Consider the following 18,227-nt stretch of genomic DNA (forward strand, 5'->3'; position numbering starts at 1 on the left):
GTTGATCACTATGTGAGACTGTCCCGGTCCGGCGGGCCTCAGCCCGCCCAGTCGCCCCCCGGCACCCGCGTGCCGACCGCCCGCAGCTGCGCGGCCACCCGCTCCGCCGCGACGTACACCCACCCGCGCACCGCGCCCCCGCCCTCGACGGACACCTCGCACACGACGCGCTCGTAGAGATTGCGCGGATCGCCCGGGCGGTGCCCCTCCAGCTCGTCGAGCGCCGCCAGCACCCGCCCGTACGCCCCGGGTGTCACGGTGATCAGCTCGCCGTGGACCTCGCCCGACCGGTCCCGTACCACGTACGGAAAACCCGGGCCCTCGTACAGCACCGCGCCCCGCAGCAGCGCCGGCACCTCGGCCACCGTGCGCCCGCGCAGGAAGCGGTCGTGGTTGCACCGCCCCGGACGCAGCGTCCCGTAGACGAAAAAGGGCAGCTCGGCGGGGGTGTCGTCCAAGGTCACCCGAGAGGCCCTGCCCTTCTGCTGGTTTCGCTTCTCTGTCGTGTGCTTGTCGTGTTCTTGTCGTGTCGCCCCGGCCGCCGCAGGGAAGGCGGGCGTGGGCATCCGGCCGTAGCCTAGAGGTATGGGACAGGGGTCGCTCGTGCCCTCCGCCGCCTCCGCACCCGAACTCGTCATCGAAGCCGACGACGGCTCGCACGTGATGAGTCCGAGCCGGATCTACCACGTGGGGCGCGATCCGACGAGTGACATCGTGCTGCGCGACGCGCGGGTCTCGTGGCACCACGCGGTGCTGCGCGCGGTCCGGGACCACTGGACGCTGGAGGACACCGACAGCACCAACGGCACCTACGCCGAAGGCCGGCGTGTGCACGAGGTCGACGTCGGACCCGGCAGCGTGGTCCGCCTCGGCAACCCCTCCGACGGCCCCGCCGTCGTCGTCGCCGCCCCGCCACCGCGCCCCGCCGGCCAGCCCTCGTCCGTCGCCCACCCCGCGGCCACCGGCACCTTCCGCCGGCCCACCTCCGTACACCCCCTGCCCACGCGCACCGTGCGCATCGGCCGCGGCAGCGACAACGACCTCGTCCTCGACGACCTGAGCGTCTCCCGGCACCACGCCGAACTGCGCACCCTGCCCGACGGCGGCCACGAGATCGTGGACGTCGGCAGCCACAACGGCACCTACCTCAACGGCCGCCCGGTCCGGCGCGCCCCCCTCGGTCCCGGCGACATCGTCGGCATCGGCCACTCCGACTTCAGCCTCGTCGGCGACCAGCTCCAGCTGTTCGTCGACACCGGCGAGGTCTCCCTCGACGTCCAGGACCTCTCCGTCCAGGTCGACAAGGGACGCAAGACCCTCCTGGACGACGTCTCCTTCCCCGTGAAGGCGAAGAGCCTGCTCGCCGTCGTGGGACCCAGCGGCGCCGGCAAGTCCACGCTCCTCAACGCCCTGACCGGACAGCGCCCCGCCGACCGCGGCACGGTGCTCTACGACGGGCGCGACCTCTACCGGGACTACGCCGAGCTCAGGGCCCGCATCGGGCTCGTGCCGCAGGACGACATCCTGCACACCCAGCTCAGCGTGCGCCGCGCCCTGCGCTACGCCGCCGAACTGCGCTTCCCCGGCGACACCGCCAAGGCCGAGCGCGAGGCCCGCGTCGAGGAGGTGATCGGCGAACTGGGCCTGGAGCAGCGGGCGAGCCAGCCCATCCACAGCCTCTCCGGCGGCCAGCGCAAGCGCGTCAGCGTGGCCCTGGAACTGCTGACCAAGCCCTCGCTGCTCTTCCTCGACGAGCCCACCTCCGGCCTCGACCCGGGCATGGACCGCTCGGTGATGAACATGCTGCGCGCCCTGGCCGACGACGGCCGCACCGTCATCGTCGTCACCCACAGCGTGCTCAGCCTGGACGTCTGCGACCGGCTGCTGGTCCTCGCCCCCGGCGGGCGCACCGCCTTCTACGGGCCGCCCCGCGACTCCCTCGGTTTCTTCGGCTTCACCCAGTGGCCCGAGGCATTCGAGGCGTTCGAGAACGACCGGGACCGCGACTGGGCGGGAGAGTTCCGCGCCTCCCCGCAGAGCCGGCGCTACATCACCGCCGCCACCGAACAGCCCCGGCTCGGCGGCGCCCCGGCGCCCCTGCCCGCCCTCGAGCCCGTCAAGGCCCAGAGCTGGGGCGCCCAGCTGCGCACCCTGATGCGCCGCTACGTCTCCGCCCTGACCGCCGACCGGACCTTCCTGGCCATCATGATCGCGCTGCCGTTCGTGATGGGCGCGATGGCCCGGGCCCTGGCGGGCAGCAGGCTCACCGTGGACAACGCCATGAACGCGCTGCTCATCCTGTGCGTGGGCGGCGTGCTGACGGGCGCGGCCAACGCCGTGCGCGAACTGGTCAAGGAACGCGTGATCTACCAGCGGGAACGGGCGGTCGGCCTGTCCAGATCCGCGTACGTCATGTCCAAGATCCTGGTCCTCGGGGCCATCACCGTCGTCCAGGCGGTGGTGCTGACCTTGGTCGGGCTCGGCGGGGTGAACACCGGCGCGCCCGGCGGCAAGGGCGTCCTGCTGCCACCACTGGCCGAGATCGCCCTGGCCGTGGCGCTGCTGTCGTTCACCTCCATGCTGCTGGGGCTGCTCGTCTCGGCCCTGGTGCGCAAGGAGGAGGTCACCATGCCGCTGCTGGTGCTCATCGCCCTGGTCCAGGTCGTCTTCTGCGGCGCCCTGCTCGCCCTGCACGGCGTGCCGGGACTGGAGCAGCTGTCGTGGCTGGTGCCCGCGCGCTGGGCGCTGGCGGCGATGGGCGCCACGCTCGACCTCGAACGCCTGGTGCCCGGCAAGCAGACCGCCGACCCGCTCTTCGACCACGCCGCCGGCACGTGGCTGCTGGACATGGGCATGATGGTGCTGCTGTCGATGGCGCTGGGCCTCCTCGTCGCCCGCCTGCTGCGCCGGCACGAGCCCACCATCATGCGGAAGTGACGGCCGCCCATGAACCCGCCCGGAGCCCCCTACCCCGCCGACCGGGGCGGTAGCGGCTTCCTGCCGACCCATGTGGTGCCCAGCAGCGGCCTGGCCACCTGGACGGCCCCCGACGCGGCCGTCCCCACCGAGCCGCTGGACCCGCTGCTGCCCGTACAGCTGCTGAGCCGGCTCGGCGACTGGGGCCAGGTGCTGTGCGCCAACGGCTGGTCGGCCTGGGTGGACGCCCGGATGCTCGTCGCCCTCCCGCAGAACCCGCCCCCGGCCGGCGGGCCGCTGGTGCGCACCGCCGACGCCCGGCGGTTGCTGGCCCGCGTCGAGGAGACGCTGGGCCGGTACCGGCGGGCGGTGGAGGACCTGGCGGCCGGCCGTACGGACGCGCAGGCGTTCCGCCGCACCACCCACGGGCTGCGGATCGGGGTCGTGGTCGAGGGGGAGTCGGTCTGGCTGTACGACGCCGAGCACGACCGCTGGTGCTACTGCGACGGCACGGCGATGACGACCTTCGCCGCCCGCGAACCCGCCCCGGCCGCCCCGGGCTCCACCGGCACGCCGGCCCAGGAGCCGGAGGCGGCGGAACCCACGCGGATCGACAGGCCAGGCGCCGCCGGGCCGCCCGAGCCCACGCGGCTCGACGCCCACCGCCCGGCCGAGCCCGCCGGATCCGACGCCGAGGCCACGCGGATCGACCGGCCCGGCGGCCCTCCCAGCGCACCGTCCGGTGACGCCTGATGCCCGCCGCCGACGACCACCGTGCCCGCCCGGACACCTCGTTCGGCGCCGGCCCGGAGGACATGATCGGGCGCCGCATCGCCGGGTACCGCGTGGAGAGCGAGATCGGGCGTGGCGGCATGGCCGTCGTCTACCGTGCCACGGACCTGCGCCTGGGCCGTACGGTCGCCCTGAAGCGGCTCGCGCCCGAACTCGCCCGCAACGACACCTTCCGCGACCGCTTCACGCACGAGTCACGGGTGGCCGCCGCCATCGACCACCCGCACATCGTCCCCGTGTTCGAGGCCGGGGAGTTCGAGGGCGTCCTCTTCATCGCCATGCGCTACGTGGCCGGTCAGGACCTGCGGGCCCTCCTCGACCGCGAGGGACCGCTGCCCCTGCCCACCGCCTCGCGGATCGCCGGCCAGGTGGCGTCCGCCCTGGACGCCGCCCACGCGCACGACCTGGTGCACCGGGACGTCAAACCCGGCAACATCCTGGTGGCGGAGGGCACCGACAGCGACCACCCCGAGCACGTCTACCTGACGGACTTCGGGCTGACGAAGAAGTCGCTCTCGCTGACCGGGTACACCCGGGTGGGGCAGTTCGTCGGCACGCTCGACTATGTGGCCCCCGAGCAGATCTCCGGGAAGCCGGTCGACGGGCGCTGCGACGTCTACAGCCTGGCCTGCGTGGTCTTCGAGATGCTGACCGGCTTCCCGCCGTTCCGGCGGGACGACGACATGGCGCTGCTGTGGGCGCACCAGTACGATCCGCCGCCGCGCCTTTCGGAGTGCCGCTCCGGGCTGCCGGCGGGGGTCGACGACGTGCTGGCCACGGCGTTGGCGAAGGCGCCCGAGGATCGCTTCGACAGCTGTCTGACGTTCGTGACCGCGTTGCGGCGGGCCGGGCAGCCCACGGCGCCGCCCGAACCCCCCTCTTGGGCGGCACCGGTGTTTCCCGGGCGGAGGGACGGGCGTAGCGGCGGCTGACGCTCTCAAGAGGGGCGGAGCCTTACGAGTCCACCTCGCCCCGTCGTCGTACCCGTAGCGCGGCCAGGCTGCCCAGGAAGCCCGCCGCGAAGCCCCACAGCAGCCCGAAGCCCACCAGGCCCGGCAGGAGCGCGCGCAGCGAGACGTCGCCGCCGAAGTCGTCGCCCAGGTCGCCGATGCCGAGCAGGGACAGGCCCAGGCGCGCCGAGACCCGGGTCAGGAGCCCGACGACGAGCAGGGTCAGCGCCACCGCCACGGCGAGCTGCACGGCGTGCTGCCAGGGGCGCCGGCCGGCGGGCGAGCGCACGGCGGTGACGAAGCCGGCCGCGAGCAGGGCGAGGGCGGCCAGCGGCACCAGCAGCCAGGCGCGCCCGTCGTAGTCGGCCAGGGAGGCCAGATCCAGCGTGGCGGGCCCGTCGCCGTTCTCCCGCAGGACCGCCGCCAGCGGCTTGGGCACCGGCAGCCCGATGTCGGCGCCCGGCACCCGGCCCTCCCAGGCGCCGCCCAGGCCCGTACCGAAGGCGATCCAGGCGAGGTTGGGCAGGCCCAGCAGCAGCACCGCGAACGTCTGTGCGGTGTGGCCCCGGGTGAAGGCCACGACCACGCCGGTCACCAGGCCGATGACCACGTAGGCCAGCAGCACCGCCAGCATCGCGAAGGCCGCCGGGCGGACCGTGTCCTGAAAGCGCAGCAGCCGTGAGGGCAGGGGTGTCTTGCGGGACACCGCGGTGGCGACGGCCAGCAGCACCAGCAGCCACAGCAGCCCGTAGCCGAGGGTGGGGCCCACGGCCGCGCGGAACCCCACGGTGGGCGTCGCGCCCAGCGCCTCGCCGAGCTCGTCGATGAAGTCCTCACCCACCTGGATGCGGAAGGTGTGCCGGGCCGCGAGGGCGACGAACAGGACCGCCGGGAGCCACAGCACGGCCGTACGGGCGACCCGGGCGAGCAGCTCGCCCCCGCTCGCCACCGCCCGGTGCCGCAGGGGGAGGAGGAAGACCACGGCGAGCGCGAGGGCGCCGGCCAGGGTCACCGACAGCGGTACGACCGCCAGGCCCCCGGCCGTGCTGCCGAGGAAGCCCGCGCCGCCGGAGAGTTCGACGGTGCCGCCCACCGCGGTGACCACCGTGGCCGCGACCACCGAGCCGAAGGCGTCGTCCGGCAGGTCGTCGGCCCCGGCCGCCCACAGGCCCAGCGCGGCGACGGCGTACATGGCGGCCACCCCGGCGATCACCGCCGCCAGGGCGTCCCACCAGGCGCGCAGCTCGCGCGCCGGGGCCGGGCGGGGCGTCGGTGGGTGACTCACGCTGTCTCCGGACGGTCGACGATGGCCGGTGTGGCGGTTGCGCCCAACGTAAGCCCGCCGTCGCCGCACCACCCGTCCGCGCGGGCGGGCGGGGGAATCAGGGGGCCTCAGGAGGCGTCCGGGGCATGGACGGGCCTGGCGCGGGGAAGCCGTGGCAGGACCGCTCCCGACGCCCGCTTGCGGGACGGGCGGGTTTGGGACACACAATGAGCGCAGGGGCGGTAAAAAGGGATAAATCAAGCGTAGGAGAAGGGCCGTGACGTCCGAACCGCCGTCAGGAAACCGCCCCACCGGCCCGCCGTCCGGCCCCCTGTCCGGGCGGGAGCCGCAGCCGCCCGTCCCTCCGGGGGACCGCGAGCCGACCCGACCGGACGTGACGGCGCAGCCGCCGCCATCGGCCGGCGGCCCCTCCGGTCCGACGCCGCCGGGCCCGCCGGCCCCGCCGACGGGCGGCCGCGGCACCCCGCCGGAGGGTCCCGGCCGGGGCCGTTCACCCTGGTGGCGCTCGCGGGCCGCCCTGATCTCCGGCGTCGTGGTGGTGGCCGCCGCGCTCGCGGTCTACTTCTTCCGCCAGAGCGGCGGGACCGGCGAGGTCTTCCTGCAGTCCGCGGCGGCCGACGGCCGCGACCCCTTCACCAAGTCCACCGCGAAGGGCTACGGCAGCGCCGCCTCCGCCGCCCCCGCGGCCCCGCCCGGAACGGCCAAGGGCACCCGCAGCATCCAGGGCGCCACCCCCGGCCTGTACGGCGGCACCCGCAACAACGCCAGCTGTGACGTCGAGCGTCAGATCGGCTACCTGAACCAGGACCAGGCCAAGGCCCGCGCCTTCGCCGGAGCGGCCGGCATCGAGCCGGGCGGCCTGGCCGCCTACCTGCGCGGCCTGACCCCCGTGGCGCTGCGCGCCGACACCCGCGTGACCAACCACGGCTTCAAGGACGGATCCGTCACCAGCTACCAGTCCGTCCTGCAGGCCGGCACCGCCGTGCTCGTGGACGACCGGGGGCAGCCCCGGGTGCGCTGCGCGTGCGGCAACCCGCTGGGGCCGCCCGTCGCCGTGAAGGGCACCCCCAAGGCCAGCGGCGACACCTGGCCGGCCTACCGGCCGTCCGACGTCGTCGCGATCGCCCCCGCCGACGCCGTCATGGAGGACATCGTGGTCTACGACACCGAGACCGGCGAATGGTTCGAACGCCCGGTCGGCACCAACGGCGAGGACGACCGCACCGTGACGCCGCCCAAGGGCGCCATCTCGCCCGGACCGACCCGCTCGGAATCGCCGACCGGCACCCCCTCGAAGCCGCCGACGACACCCTCGACGCCGCACTCACCGCCCGACGTCAAATCCCCGCCCCCGGCGTACGGAGCCCCTCCCGTCCGGGCGAACTGAGCCCGGCCGATGCGTGAGCCGTCCGCCATCCTGCGCCAGGCCACCGTCGACATCGACCGCCCGCCCGGCGGCATCCGCCGGGCGGGCGGCTCCCGCGCGGCGTGGGCCCCGCTGCTGCTGGCCATGGCCGCGGTGGTCTACAACGACTGGGTGCTGGAGTTCGTCCTGCCCACCGGGCTCGATTTCCGGCACTCCTACGTCAGTGAGCTCTACGCCGCCGACCAGCCCTTCCACGAGCTCTTCGGCGGCATCGAGATCGTCGCCGCGGTCCTCGTGGTCGCCGGCGCCCTCCTGGCGGGCCGGCAGGCGCCCGGCCCGCTGGCGTCGGCCGGCTGGTGGTCGCTCGTCGCCTTCGGTGCCTCGTCCGTGGCCGACGTCATCGTCCCCATGCGCTGCGCGCCGTCGGTGGAGAGCCCCTGCGAGGCCGTCAACCCCTGGCACACCACCACCAGCGCCCTGGTGCACGCCGCGCTGTTCGCCTCGATGGCCCTGCTCGTCGCCGCGGCCGCCACCGACCGTCCCCCCAGCCCCCTCCTGCGCCGCTGGGGGCCGTGGGTGCTCGCCAGCGCGCTGCTGACGGCCCTGTCGACCGTCGGGCCGCTGCTCGGCCGGCCGGGCTGGCACGGCATGACGCAGCGGGCCCATCTGCTGCTCGTCGGCGTGTGGTTCGTGCTGCTCGCGGCGGCCCTGCGGGCCGACGCCCGGCGCGCGCCGGTCCCGGACGCGGCGGTACCCCTGCGGCCGTCGGGCTGAAGTCACTCCCCGGCCCGGGACGCGAGCGGTACGTTGCGCGCGAGCCCGTGTGAGCGCGGGGCTCCAGCCCCCGCACCGACCGGGCCCCGCCCCGGCCCGCACTTTCGGAGGACGAGGCGTGAAGGAGCATGGTGTGCCGCCCGCCGGAGCCCTCGCCGCCGTGGGCAGCCTGAGCGAGGGCTTCGCGGCCGCGGTCCGGGCCTTCCCGCACCACGAGGCGGTACGCGAGGGGACCCGTTCCCTGACCTACCGTCAACTCGACGCCCGCGCCGGGCAACTGGCGGCGGCCCTGCGCGCCGGCGGAGCTCGGCCCGGGCGGCCCGTGGCCATCCTCCTCCACCGGTCGGCGGACCTGATGGCGGCGGCGCTGGCGGTCCTGCGGACCGGGGCGCCCTACCTGGCGCTGGAGCCCGCCACCCCCCGGGCACGCCTGGAACAGATCCTGCGGGACACCGCGGCGCAGGCCGTCGTCACCGCGGGCGAGCCGGCGGGCCGGCTGCCGGCCGGGCACCCGGCCGTACGCGCCGACCTGCCGCTGCCGCCCGCGCCGCAGGACGAACCGGCCGTCACCGTCGGCCGGGAGGCCCCCGCCTACCTCCTCCCGCCCCGCGGCCCGGGCCGGCCCCGGGCGGAGGAGGTTACGCACGGCACCGTGCTGCGCCTCTTCGCCGACGCCGAGAGCCGCTACGGCTTCGCCGGCGACGACATATGGACCCTCTCGCACTCCTTCGCCCCCGACATCCGGGCCTGCGAGATGTGGGGGGCGCTGCTGTACGGCGGCTGCGCGGTCGTCGTGCCGCCGGAGGCCGCCGAGGACACCAGGACCTTCCGCGAACTGCTGTGCGCCCAGCGGGTGACTGTCCACCTGAGCCAGAGCCCCGCCGCCCTGCGGGCGCTGATCGCGGAGGACGCCCGGGCCGCGGACCGCCTGCCGCTGAAATGCGTGGTCCTCGGTGACGAGGCCCCCGCGCCCGACCTGGGGCCGTGGCGCGCCAAGTACGGCGACGACACCCCGCGCCTGATCACCTTGGGCCGGACGCGGTACGGGGCCGGCACCGCCCCGTTCGCCCTGACCACGCCGCGGGACCGCGAGCGGCTGACGGCGGACAGCGCCATCGAGGACGCCTACCCGCTCACCGCCCTGCAGACGCGGCTGCTGCGGCGCGGCAGCCGCCGCACCGGCCCGGACCTTCCCTGCGACCTGTTCGTGTTCCGCCTCGCCGCCGCCTACGACCACGACGCCCTCACCCGTGCCGTCTCCCGCGCCGTGGCCCGCCACGACATCCTGCGGACCTCGTTCCACCTCACCGGCTACCACGAGCCGTTGCAGCTGGTGCACCGTCACGCCACCGCCCCGGTGAGGGTGCGGGACTTGCGCGGGCTGCCCCGGTACGAGCGCGAAGCGGAGCTCGCGGCCTGGCCGGAGCGGGCCCGCGGCGCGGCGTACCCCTGGGCGGGGCCTCCCCTGGCGCGGTTCCACGCGCACATCGCCGGGGACCGGGAGTTCCTGTTCACCCTCGCCTTCCACGGCGCCCTGCTCGACGCGTGGAGCCAGTCGTCACTGATCACCGAGATCCTGGCGGACTTCTGGGCCCTGCGCGACGGCGGCGCCAAGGCGCCCGCCCCACGCCCGGCCCACCGCTTCGCCGACTGCGTCGCCCGGGAACGGCGCACCCTCGGCGACCGGGCCGTCCAGGCGTTCTGGTCCCGCGAACTGGCCGGCCTGCCGGCCCTGCCACCCTGGCCCGCCGACGGACCGGCAGGCCCCCCGCACGAGGAGGCGACGCGCTGCGGCGGCGTCGACATCACACCGGCCCAGGCCGAAGCCTTCGACGCCCTCGCACGGCACCACCACGCCCGCCTGCGGCACGTGCTGCTCGCCGTGCACGCCCGGGCGGTGGCCGTCCTCACCGGCCAGGAGGAAGTGCTGCTGGGCGTCGAGTGCGACGCCCGGCCGGACGGGGAAGGCGCCGCCCGCGCGATCGGCCTCCAGCTGAACGTCATGCCCTACCGGCTGCACACCGCCGGCCACGACCCGGACCACCTCGTCCGTGCCGTCCTGGACACCGAACGCCGGCTCGCGGGCGCGAGCGGCTTCCCCTGTGCCGGCCAGGACCGCCCGCCGGCGGTGCGCCGGGCGGCCGGCATCCTCTTCGCCTGCACGGACCTGTTCGGCTTCGAGGAACTGGCGGCCGCCACGGACGTGGAACACCTGGACGCCAAGACCCGCGTCCCCACCGGCGCGACGCTGCGGGTGGAGTTCACCCGGGACCCCTTCACGGGGCAGCTCGGCCTGGAGCTGGAGGCCGACGGGCGGCGGGTGAGCGAGGAACTGCTGCACGAGACCGAGGAGATCTACCGCGCCGCGATCACCGCCGTCGCGGCCGCGCGGCGCGGCGGCCACCGCCCCCCTCACTCGTCGGGCACCCGGTAGACCACCAGAGCCTCGTTCACCTTCGTCAGGCTCAGCTCCCGCGGCGCCGGCGCGACCTCGCCGTCGTACGCCAGGTGCGTACCGGCCGCGATCTCCTCGACGCGCAGGTGCCGCACCCGCGCCGTCCGCAGCACGGGGGAGTGCCCGAGCCCGCCCGTCAGGGCGGCCACGAGCAGACGGGTGCGGGCCAGCCGGCCGCCGTGGACCATGCGCACGTCCAGCACCCCGTCCGCGAGGTCGTGCCGGCGCACCGGGGCCAGCCCCAGACCGTGGTACGTGCAGTTGCCGGCGAAGAGCATCCACAGCCGCCGCTCCCGGCCGTCGACGCGCAGCCGGACCGGCCGCGCGGTGCGCAGGATGTGAACGGCCGCCAGCAGCCCGGCCGGCCAGGTGCCGATGCGCGGCGCCCAGCGCTCGCGCACCCGCACCAGCTCCGGGTACGCGCCGATGCTGAAGGTGTTCAGGAAGCAGCCGGCGCGCCCGAACCGCGTCACGTCCACGGCCACCGCCTCCCCCGCCTCCATGGCCCGCACGGCGTCGGCGACCGACTCGATGCCCAGGTCGTAGGCGAAGTGGTTGTGGGTGCCGCCGGGCAGGACGGCCAGCGGCAGGCCGCGGCGCATGGCGGCGGCCGCCGCCGCGTTGACCGTGCCGTCCCCGCCCAGGATCCCCAGCGCGCCGCCCAGTTCGGCCGCCCGCTCCGCCGCCGCCTCCAGGGCCGCCGCCAGCGGCACGGGCCGCCCGTCCGCCTCCCGCATCCGCTCCACGATCTCGGCGTGCGGCAGCGCCGAGCGCAGCAGCTGCACCGGGTCCGGCCGGGTGGCGGCCACGGCCCGCTGCCCGGAGTCGGCGTTGGCGACCACGACCAGGCCCCGGCCGCCGGGCAGCGCCGGCGCGTCCGCGCGGGGCCGGGCCGGGGGAGCGAGCTGGGAGCGGGTGGGCGCCACGCCCCGCACGGCGAACGCCGCACCCGCCCCCAGCAGCGCCCCGGCCACGACGTCGCCCGGGTAGTGCGCCCCGGTGTAGACGCGGGAGAAGCACACGGAGGCCGCCAGCGGCGCCAGCGCCAGGCCCCAGGAGCGGTTCTCCAGCATGACGCCCGTGGTGAACGCCGCCGCCGAGGCCGAGTGCCCGGACGGGAAGGACGTGGTCACCGGCGGCCGGGTCAGCCGGCGCACCACCGGCACGGCGTCGACTATGGGCCGCACGCGCCGCACCGACCGTTTGCCGACCGTGTTGACCGTGACGGACGCCACGGCCAGCGACGCCACCCCGCGCAGCGCCGCGCGCCGCGCCGGCCGCCCGCCGAGCACGGCCGCCCCGGCCGCCACCGCGAACCACAGTGCCCCGTGGTCGGCGGCGTGCGAGAGCCGGGGCAGCACACGGTCGCCGCCGGGCCAGTGGCGTGCGGCGACGCGCTCGAACACGGACCGGTCCCAGGTACTCAACATGCTGCGCATCTGCGACGTGTACCCCGTTTACACCGGGGGGATGCGGGTACCCGGCGCCGGTGATGAGGAGAAACAAGCCCACCGTGGTGGTGGTGACCGGGGCGAGCGGCGGCGTGGGCAGGGCCACGGCCCGGGCGTTCGCGGCCCGCGGCGCCTGCGTCGCCCTGCTGGCCCGCGGCCGCAAAGGGCTGGACGCGGCGGCGGCGGACGTGCGGCGGGGCGGCGGCGAGGCGCTGGCCCTGAGCGTGGACGTGGCCGACCACCGGGCCGTCACCGAGGCGGCGGACCGCGTCGAGGAGACCTTCGGGCCGGTGGACGTCTGGGTGAACAACGCCTTCACCGGCGTCTTCGCCCCGTTCGTCGAGATCGAGCCCGACGAGTTCCGGCGCGTCACCGAGGTCACCTACCTGGGCTATGTGTACGGCACCCACGCCGCCCTGTCCCGCATGCTGCCGCGCGACCACGGCACCATCGTCCAGGTCGGCTCGGCGCTCGCCTACCGCGGCCTGCCCCTGCAGTCCGCCTACAGCGGCGCCAAGCACGCCATCCAGGGCTGGAACGAGGCCCTGCGCTGCGAGCTGCTCCACCAGCGCAGCAAGGTCCGCACGACCATGGTGCAGTTGCCCGCCGTGAACACCCCCCAGTTCAGCTGGGTCCTGTCCCGGATGAACGGCCGGCCCCGGCCCGTGCCCCCCGTCTACGAGCCCGAGCTCGCCGCCCGCGCCATCGTCCACGCCGCCGCCCACCCGCGCCGCCGGGAGTACTGGGTCGGCGGCAGCACGGTCGCCACCCTCCTCGCCAACGCCGTCGCCCCCGGCCTGCTGGACCGCTACCTCGCGCATACGGCCTACGCCTCGCAGCAGCGCGCCGAACCCCTGCCGGACCTGCCCCCGGTGAACCTGTGGCACCCCGTCGACGGCGACGGCGGCCACGACTACGGCGCCCACGGCGAGTTCGACGACCAGGCCCACGACCACGGCGCGCAGCCGTGGCTCTCCGAGCACCGGGGCGCCCTGGCCGCCGGTGCGGCATTCGTCGCCGCCGCGTTCGCGGCCGCGCGGCTGCGGACGGACCATAGGTGCCATGACCGGTGACAAGGACCTGACCGACGCCCGGCGGCGGACGCTGCTGGCCCGGCACGGCGAGGCGCTCGAGCTGTTCACCGACCGGGTGCACGCCGTGCGCGCCGACCAGTGGGAGGTGCCCACGCCGTGCACCGAGTGGAACGTACGCGACCTGGTGAACCACCTCACCGTCGAACAACTGTGGGTACCACCCATGCTGGACGGCGCGACCATCGAGGACGTGGGTGACGCCTTCGACGGCGACCAGCTCGGCGAGGACCCCGTCGCCGCCTGGGACCAGGCCGCCTCCGCCGCCCGCGAGGCCCTCCACGCCCGCGGCGCCCTCCACCGCACCGTCCACCTCTCCTACGGCTCCTCCACCGCCCACGCCTACTGCGCGCAGATGATCGCCGACCTGGTCGTGCACGCCTGGGACCTCTCCCGGGCGATCGGCGCCGACGAGCACCCCTCCAAGGCCCTCGTCGACTTCACGCGGCACGAGGTCGAGCCCTACGCCGGCGGCCTCGCGGCCTCCGGCCTGTTCGCCGAACCGGTCGAGCCGCCCCCGGACGCCGACGCCTGGCAAAGGCTCCTCGCCCAGCTGGGGCGGGAGCCCTGAGCCATGCGGCCCGTCAGCCGCCCTCGCCGCGGGCCTTGCGGAACTCGTCGGTGAACGCCTCGCAGAACGCCTGGAGATCGTCCGGCTTACGGCTGGTGATCAGCGTATTGGGCCCGCCCGTGCACACCTTGACCTGCTCGTCCACCCAGGACCCGCCCGCGTTCTGGATGTCGGTCCGCAGGCTCGGCCACGACGTGAGCGTACGGCCGCGCAGCACGTCGGCCTCCACGAGCGTCCAGGGCCCGTGACAGATCGCCGCGACCGGCTTGCCCGCGCCGAAGAAGTCCCGCGTGAAGGCCACCGCCCGCTCGTTCATGCGCAGGAAGTCGGGGTTCGCCACCCCGCCCGGCAGCACCAGCGCGTCGTACTCCGACACCCCCACCTCGTCCACCACCTTGTCGACGGGAAAGGTGCCGCCCCGGTCGAGGTGGTGGAACGCGTGGATCTCGCCCGGTTTGGTCGAGACGAGGTGCGCCGTGCCGCCCGCCTCCTCGACCGCCTTCCAGGGGGTGGTCAGTTCGATCTGCTCGACGCCCTCGGGCGCCACCAGGAACGCGACCTTCATGACGACTTCCTCTCCATCGATACCTCGGTCTTCTGGTTCTTCCTGCGCCTGCGGGCCGCGCGCACGCACCGCGTGAGCTCCTCCGCGTAGGGAAGCGCCACGAACGCGACGACGCCCAGCCCGATCCCCGCCAGGTATCCGCGTGGCAGCGGCCGGCGGCGCGGGACGAGCCGCCAGGCCCGCGGGTCGCCCCGGCCGCCGCGCACCAGGGAGCGGACCTGATCGGGGTGCAGGCACATCAGCGAGGCCAGCGCGGTGAAGGGCAGGGTCTCCAGGAAGCTGTGGATGTGCTGCTCGACCGGCTTGACCTCGCGGTCGCTGCGCACGGCCGTGCGCACGTCCCACAGGGCGGTGGCCTCGTGCGCGGCGGTCGCCCCCAGCTGCACGGTCATCAGCAGCGGATTGACCTCGCACAGCAGGGTCAGGGCCATGGGCACGCCGACCTCGGCCATCATCAGGGAGTGGATGGCCGACTCCTTGGTGCCCGAGGTGTCCTCGATCCGGGTGCGCCGGTGCATGGCCCAGTCGGCGAGGCCCGGTACGAACCAGGCCGGCAGCAGTCCGTACATCAGGTACCGGGTGGTGGCGTCCTCGACTTCCCTCATGCGGTCCGTCTCTCCTCTTCGTGCGCGGCGGGTGGATGCGGTTCACAGGACGCGGTGGGCCATCGCCTCCTTGTGCCTGAAACGCATCCCGTGCCCCGGCCGACCGTCCGCCCCCGGCCGCACCACGCCGCCGGACGGGTCGAGGGCGCCCGCGAAGAAGGCCGCCTCGATGCGCGCGTGGTCGTGGAACCACTCGATGTGCCGCAGGTTCGGCACACAGGCCGCGACGTGGGCGTGTACGTGCGGGGCGCAGTGCCCGGAGATCTCCAGCCCGCCGGCCTGGGCGACGGCGGCGGCCCGCAGCCAGCCGGTCAGCCCGCCGCAGCGGGTCGCGTCCGCCTGCAGACAGTCGACCACGGGAGCCATCCGGGCGAAGTAGGACAGGTCGTAGCCGTACTCACCGGCCGCGATGTCACAGGCGCACAGGTCACGGACCAGCCGCAGGCCCTCCAGGTCGTCGGAGGAGACGGGTTCCTCGAACCAGCCCACGCCCAGCTCCGCCAGCGCCTGCCCGACGCGTACCGCCTGCTTGCGGGTGTACGCGCCGTTGGCGTCCACGTACAGGGCGGTGTCCGGGCCGACGGTCTCACGGGCGTGCCGTACCCGGTCGAGGTCGCGGGGGACGTCCCGGCCCCAGGACCCACCGATCTTGATCTTGACGCGGCCGATGCCGTGCCCGTGCACCCAGCTGTTCAACTGGGCGGCCAGATGCGTGTCGTGGTACGTCGTGAAGCCGCCGGAACCGTACAGCGGCACGGTCTCGGCGACCGCCCCGATCAGGCGGACCAGCGGCACCTGGAGCAGGTGGGCCTTGAGGTCCCACAGGGCGATGTCCACCGCCGAGAGGGCGCACCCCACCAGCCCCTGGCGGCCCGCGTTGCGCACCGCCCGGCACATCGCCTCGTTCGCGCCCGCCACGTCCATGGCGTCGCGCCCCACGACGTGCCCGGCCAGCAGGGCGGTGACGGCCGTGCCCGCGTCGGCGGGCCCGTACGTCCAGCCCAGGCCCGTGTGCCCGCCGCAGCGGGCCTCGACCACGACCACGGTGGTGGCGTCCCAGCTCAGAGTGCCGTCGGCCTCCGGCGCGTCGGTCGGGATGGTGTAGGCCGACACCTCGAGCGCCTCGACCGTCCGGTCGCCGTTCATGGCGTCCTCCCGGAGCTCCGCGAGGCCAGCCGGGTCGCGGCCCGGTCGGCCAGGGCCATGATGGTCAGCGCCGGGTTGGCGCTGCCCTGGGTCGGCAGCACGCTGCCGTCGGTGACGAAGAGGTTGGGCAGCGCGAACGAGCGCAGGTCGCCGTCCACGACGCCGTCCTCGGGCGTGCGGCCCATCCGGCAGCCGCCCACGAGGTGCGCGTAGCGCTCCACCGTCATCAGCTCGGTGGCGCCCGCCGCCTTCAGGATCCGCTCCATCACCTCGCGCGCCGCCTCCATCAGCAGGTCGTCGTTGGCGCAATGGCTGTGGTCGAAGCGGGCCACGGGCAGCCCGTGCCGGTCCTTCTCGGCCGCCAGCGTGACGCGGTTGCCGGGCTGCGGCAGGAACTCGCACAGCGCGCCCAGCGTCGCCCAGTGCACGTAGTCGCTCATCCGCCGCCGCAGGTCCGCACCCCAGTGGCCCTGCGCCGCCACGTGCTCGGCCCACATGATGGGCAGCGGGGAGACGGTCTGCACGGAGAAGCCGCGCCGGTACGGCCGGGCGGGGTCGCTCTCGTAGAACTCCTCCGTGCTCACCTCCGGAGGCGGGCCCTTGTACATGCGGATCTCGTCCGCGAAGCGGCCGGCGGTCTGGGGCGCGCCCTGCACCATCACATAGCGGCCCACCAGGTCGTGGTCGTTGCACAGGCCCTGCGGGAAGCGGCGGTTGGCGGAGTTCAGCAGCAGGCGCGGTGTTTCGAGGGAGTAGCCGGCGACCGCGACCGCCGCCGCCCTCTGGACGTGCTCGCGACCGCCGCGCACGTACCGCACTCCCGTCGCGCGGCGGCCCTCGCGGTCGGTCTCCACGCGGGTGACCATCGCGTCGGGGCGGATCTCGGCGCCGTGCGCGATGGCGTCGGGGACGTGCGTGATCAGCGGCGAGGCCTTGGCGTTCACCTTGCAGCCCTGGAGGCAGAAGCCGCGGTAGACGCAGTGCGGGCGGTCGCCGAAACGGCCGTTGGCGATGGCGACCGGGCCGACGCGCGCCTCGATGCCCAGCGCGGCGCAGCCCTCGAGCATCACCTCGCCGTTGCCGCTGACCGGGTGCGGCGGATGGGGGTGCGGATGCGGGTCGCCCCAGGGCCAGAACTGGCCCGCCACCGGCAGCTCGCGCTCCAGCCGCTCGTAGTAGGGCCTCAGCTGTCCGTACGACAGGGGCCAGTCCACGCCGACGCCGTCGAGCGAGTACGTGCGGAAGTCCGAGGGGTGCAGGCGGGGCGCGAACCCGGCGAAGTGCACCATGGAACCGCCCACGCCCCGCCCGGAGTTGTTCGAGCCCAGCGGCACGGGGTGGCTGCCGCCGACGACCCGGGGCTCGTTCCAGTACAGGTGGTGCGAGCCCCACTCGTCGCTGACCCAGTCCTTCTCCGGGTCCCAGAACGGCCCCGCCTCCAGGCACACCACGCGCCAGCCGGCGTGCGCGAGGCGCTGCGTGAACGTCGCGCCGCCCGCCCCGCAGCCCACCACGGCCATGTCGACCTCGTCGCCGTCGTCGAAGCGCCGCATGGTCTCCTTCAACCGGGTGACGTGCGGCAGCCACGCGGAGGCGTTGCGGCGGCGCACATCGCCCTGCGGGCGCGCGGACTCCCGCAGCGTCCGCCACCACGCCCCGCCGCCCGCCTTCACCGGGGCTCCTCCCACGGCTCGCGCAGCCCCCGTCCCAGGCGCAGGTAGCCGCGCGGGTAGGCCGGTCCGCCGAAGCCGATCTCGTCCCAGGCGTGGGGGTGGGCGTAGAAGGCCTCGCAGGCGTAGCGGGTCCACAGCGACCACACGTGCGAGGCCGGCATGCCGTGCCAGTCGCGCCCGCCCAGCTGCACGACGTGGCGCAGCAACCGGTCGCGGTCGCCGTACCCGGCCTCCGCGAAGCCCAGCCCGCCGTGGCGGGCCTTCGCGTCCTCGTCCAGGGCGGCCAGCGAACGCCGCCACGTCTCGTCGTCCTCCGGCAGGTCGGCGTACCGCCAGCCGTCGCCCTCGCCGGTGGCCAGGCGGGCGTCGATGACGGTCAGCACGGGAAGGTCCGCGTCCCGCTCCGTGCGGGCCAGGACGTGGTCCAGCAGCGCCTCGGCCACGGCCTCCTCGGCGGGGGTGAAGAAACGCAGGGGCGGCTCCCGCCGGGGGCCGAGGCGGGCCAGCACCACGCCCGCCGTGGCGGTGTCCCACGTCCCGGCCCGGCCGGCCGCACCGGCGTCGTCGCCCCGTCGAACACCCGGCAA

The 18,227-nt window shown here is 75.0% G+C and carries 16 protein-coding genes; 8 read left to right on the forward strand and 8 right to left on the reverse strand.

Going from position 1 to position 18,227, the window contains the following annotated elements:
- Positions 1-38 precede the first annotated feature (38 nt).
- On the reverse strand, positions 39-464 hold the full coding sequence (locus tag ABZ956_RS08880) for a gamma-glutamylcyclotransferase family protein (protein WP_361889071.1): 426 nt from the start codon (positions 462-464) through the stop codon (positions 39-41).
- 121 nt (positions 465-585) lie between these two features.
- Here ABZ956_RS08880 and ABZ956_RS08885 point away from each other — a divergent pair, with 121 nt between their 5' ends.
- The 3 genes from ABZ956_RS08885 to ABZ956_RS08895 all read left to right on the forward strand — a co-directional run bounded on the left by ABZ956_RS08885 (position 586) and on the right by ABZ956_RS08895 (position 4,640).
- Positions 586-2,937: an FHA domain-containing protein gene (locus tag ABZ956_RS08885; protein WP_361889074.1), complete on the forward strand. Its 2,352-nt coding sequence runs from the start codon at positions 586-588 to the stop codon at positions 2,935-2,937.
- Positions 2,938-2,946: 9 nt separating this feature from the next.
- A complete protein-coding gene (locus tag ABZ956_RS08890; RefSeq protein WP_361889077.1) occupies positions 2,947-3,669 on the forward strand; it encodes a hypothetical protein in 723 nt (240 codons plus the stop codon).
- A 62-nt stretch (positions 3,670-3,731) separates the two neighbouring features.
- Complete coding sequence (locus tag ABZ956_RS08895; protein WP_361889431.1) at positions 3,732-4,640, forward strand: serine/threonine-protein kinase; 909 nt, start codon at positions 3,732-3,734, stop codon at positions 4,638-4,640.
- Between the two features lie 22 nt (positions 4,641-4,662).
- Here the strand turns inward: ABZ956_RS08895 and ABZ956_RS08900 are convergent, their stop codons facing one another.
- Positions 4,663-5,943 carry a streptophobe family protein gene (locus ABZ956_RS08900; RefSeq protein WP_361889080.1) on the reverse strand — a complete coding sequence of 427 codons (1,281 nt, stop codon included), beginning with the start codon at positions 5,941-5,943 and terminating at the stop codon, positions 4,663-4,665.
- 256 nt (positions 5,944-6,199) lie between these two features.
- Here ABZ956_RS08900 and ABZ956_RS08905 point away from each other — a divergent pair, with 256 nt between their 5' ends.
- The 3 genes from ABZ956_RS08905 to ABZ956_RS08915 all read left to right on the forward strand — a co-directional run bounded on the left by ABZ956_RS08905 (position 6,200) and on the right by ABZ956_RS08915 (position 10,517).
- Positions 6,200-7,330 carry a DUF6777 domain-containing protein gene (locus tag ABZ956_RS08905; protein ID WP_361889082.1) on the forward strand — a complete coding sequence of 377 codons (1,131 nt, stop codon included), beginning with the start codon at positions 6,200-6,202 and terminating at the stop codon, positions 7,328-7,330.
- 9 nt (positions 7,331-7,339) lie between these two features.
- A complete protein-coding gene (locus ABZ956_RS08910) occupies positions 7,340-8,083 on the forward strand; it encodes a DUF998 domain-containing protein (protein WP_361889085.1) in 744 nt (247 codons plus the stop codon).
- Positions 8,084-8,201: 118 nt separating this feature from the next.
- On the forward strand, positions 8,202-10,517 hold the full coding sequence (locus tag ABZ956_RS08915; RefSeq protein ID WP_361889088.1) for an AMP-binding protein: 2,316 nt from the start codon (positions 8,202-8,204) through the stop codon (positions 10,515-10,517).
- Here the strand turns inward: ABZ956_RS08915 and ABZ956_RS08920 are convergent.
- Complete coding sequence (locus ABZ956_RS08920; RefSeq protein ID WP_361889091.1) at positions 10,496-11,977, reverse strand: diacylglycerol kinase family protein; 1,482 nt, start codon at positions 11,975-11,977, stop codon at positions 10,496-10,498. The genes ABZ956_RS08915 and ABZ956_RS08920 overlap by 22 nt on opposite strands.
- Positions 11,978-12,030: 53 nt before the next feature.
- Between ABZ956_RS08920 and ABZ956_RS08925 the strand changes: the two genes are divergently transcribed.
- Positions 12,031-13,062 (forward strand): SDR family oxidoreductase, encoded by a 1,032-nt coding sequence (locus tag ABZ956_RS08925; RefSeq protein ID WP_361889093.1) that lies wholly within the window; start codon positions 12,031-12,033, stop codon positions 13,060-13,062.
- Positions 13,052-13,651 (forward strand): TIGR03086 family metal-binding protein, encoded by a 600-nt coding sequence (locus tag ABZ956_RS08930; RefSeq protein ID WP_361889096.1) that lies wholly within the window; start codon positions 13,052-13,054, stop codon positions 13,649-13,651. The genes ABZ956_RS08925 and ABZ956_RS08930 overlap by 11 nt, the downstream gene beginning before the upstream one ends.
- Before the next feature lie 13 nt (positions 13,652-13,664).
- Here ABZ956_RS08930 and ABZ956_RS08935 read toward each other — a convergent pair whose 3' ends face one another.
- The 5 genes from ABZ956_RS08935 to ABZ956_RS08955 are packed head-to-tail and all read right to left on the reverse strand — an operon-like array spanning position 13,665 to position 18,227.
- On the reverse strand, positions 13,665-14,216 hold the full coding sequence (locus tag ABZ956_RS08935; protein ID WP_361889098.1) for a type 1 glutamine amidotransferase domain-containing protein: 552 nt from the start codon (positions 14,214-14,216) through the stop codon (positions 13,665-13,667).
- Positions 14,213-14,821, reverse strand: a complete 609-nt coding sequence (locus ABZ956_RS08940; RefSeq protein WP_361889100.1) for a diguanylate cyclase — start codon at positions 14,819-14,821, stop codon at positions 14,213-14,215. Before ABZ956_RS08940 ends, ABZ956_RS08935 begins: the two co-directional genes overlap by 4 nt.
- A 42-nt stretch (positions 14,822-14,863) precedes the next feature.
- The gene (locus ABZ956_RS08945) at positions 14,864-15,967 is read right to left on the reverse strand and encodes an enolase C-terminal domain-like protein (protein WP_361889102.1); all 1,104 of its coding nucleotides are present in this window, start codon (positions 15,965-15,967) and stop codon (positions 14,864-14,866) included.
- A complete protein-coding gene (locus ABZ956_RS08950; protein ID WP_361889105.1) occupies positions 15,964-17,640 on the reverse strand; it encodes a GMC family oxidoreductase in 1,677 nt (558 codons plus the stop codon). The genes ABZ956_RS08945 and ABZ956_RS08950 overlap by 4 nt, the downstream gene beginning before the upstream one ends.
- Positions 17,637-18,227, reverse strand: a complete 591-nt coding sequence (locus tag ABZ956_RS08955; protein WP_361889108.1) for a gluconate 2-dehydrogenase subunit 3 family protein — start codon at positions 18,225-18,227, stop codon at positions 17,637-17,639. The genes ABZ956_RS08950 and ABZ956_RS08955 overlap by 4 nt, the downstream gene beginning before the upstream one ends.

Origin of the sequence: Streptomyces sp. NPDC046261 (assembly GCF_040646235.1) — a bacterium.
Taxonomy (GTDB): Bacteria; Actinomycetota; Actinomycetes; order Streptomycetales; family Streptomycetaceae; genus Streptomyces.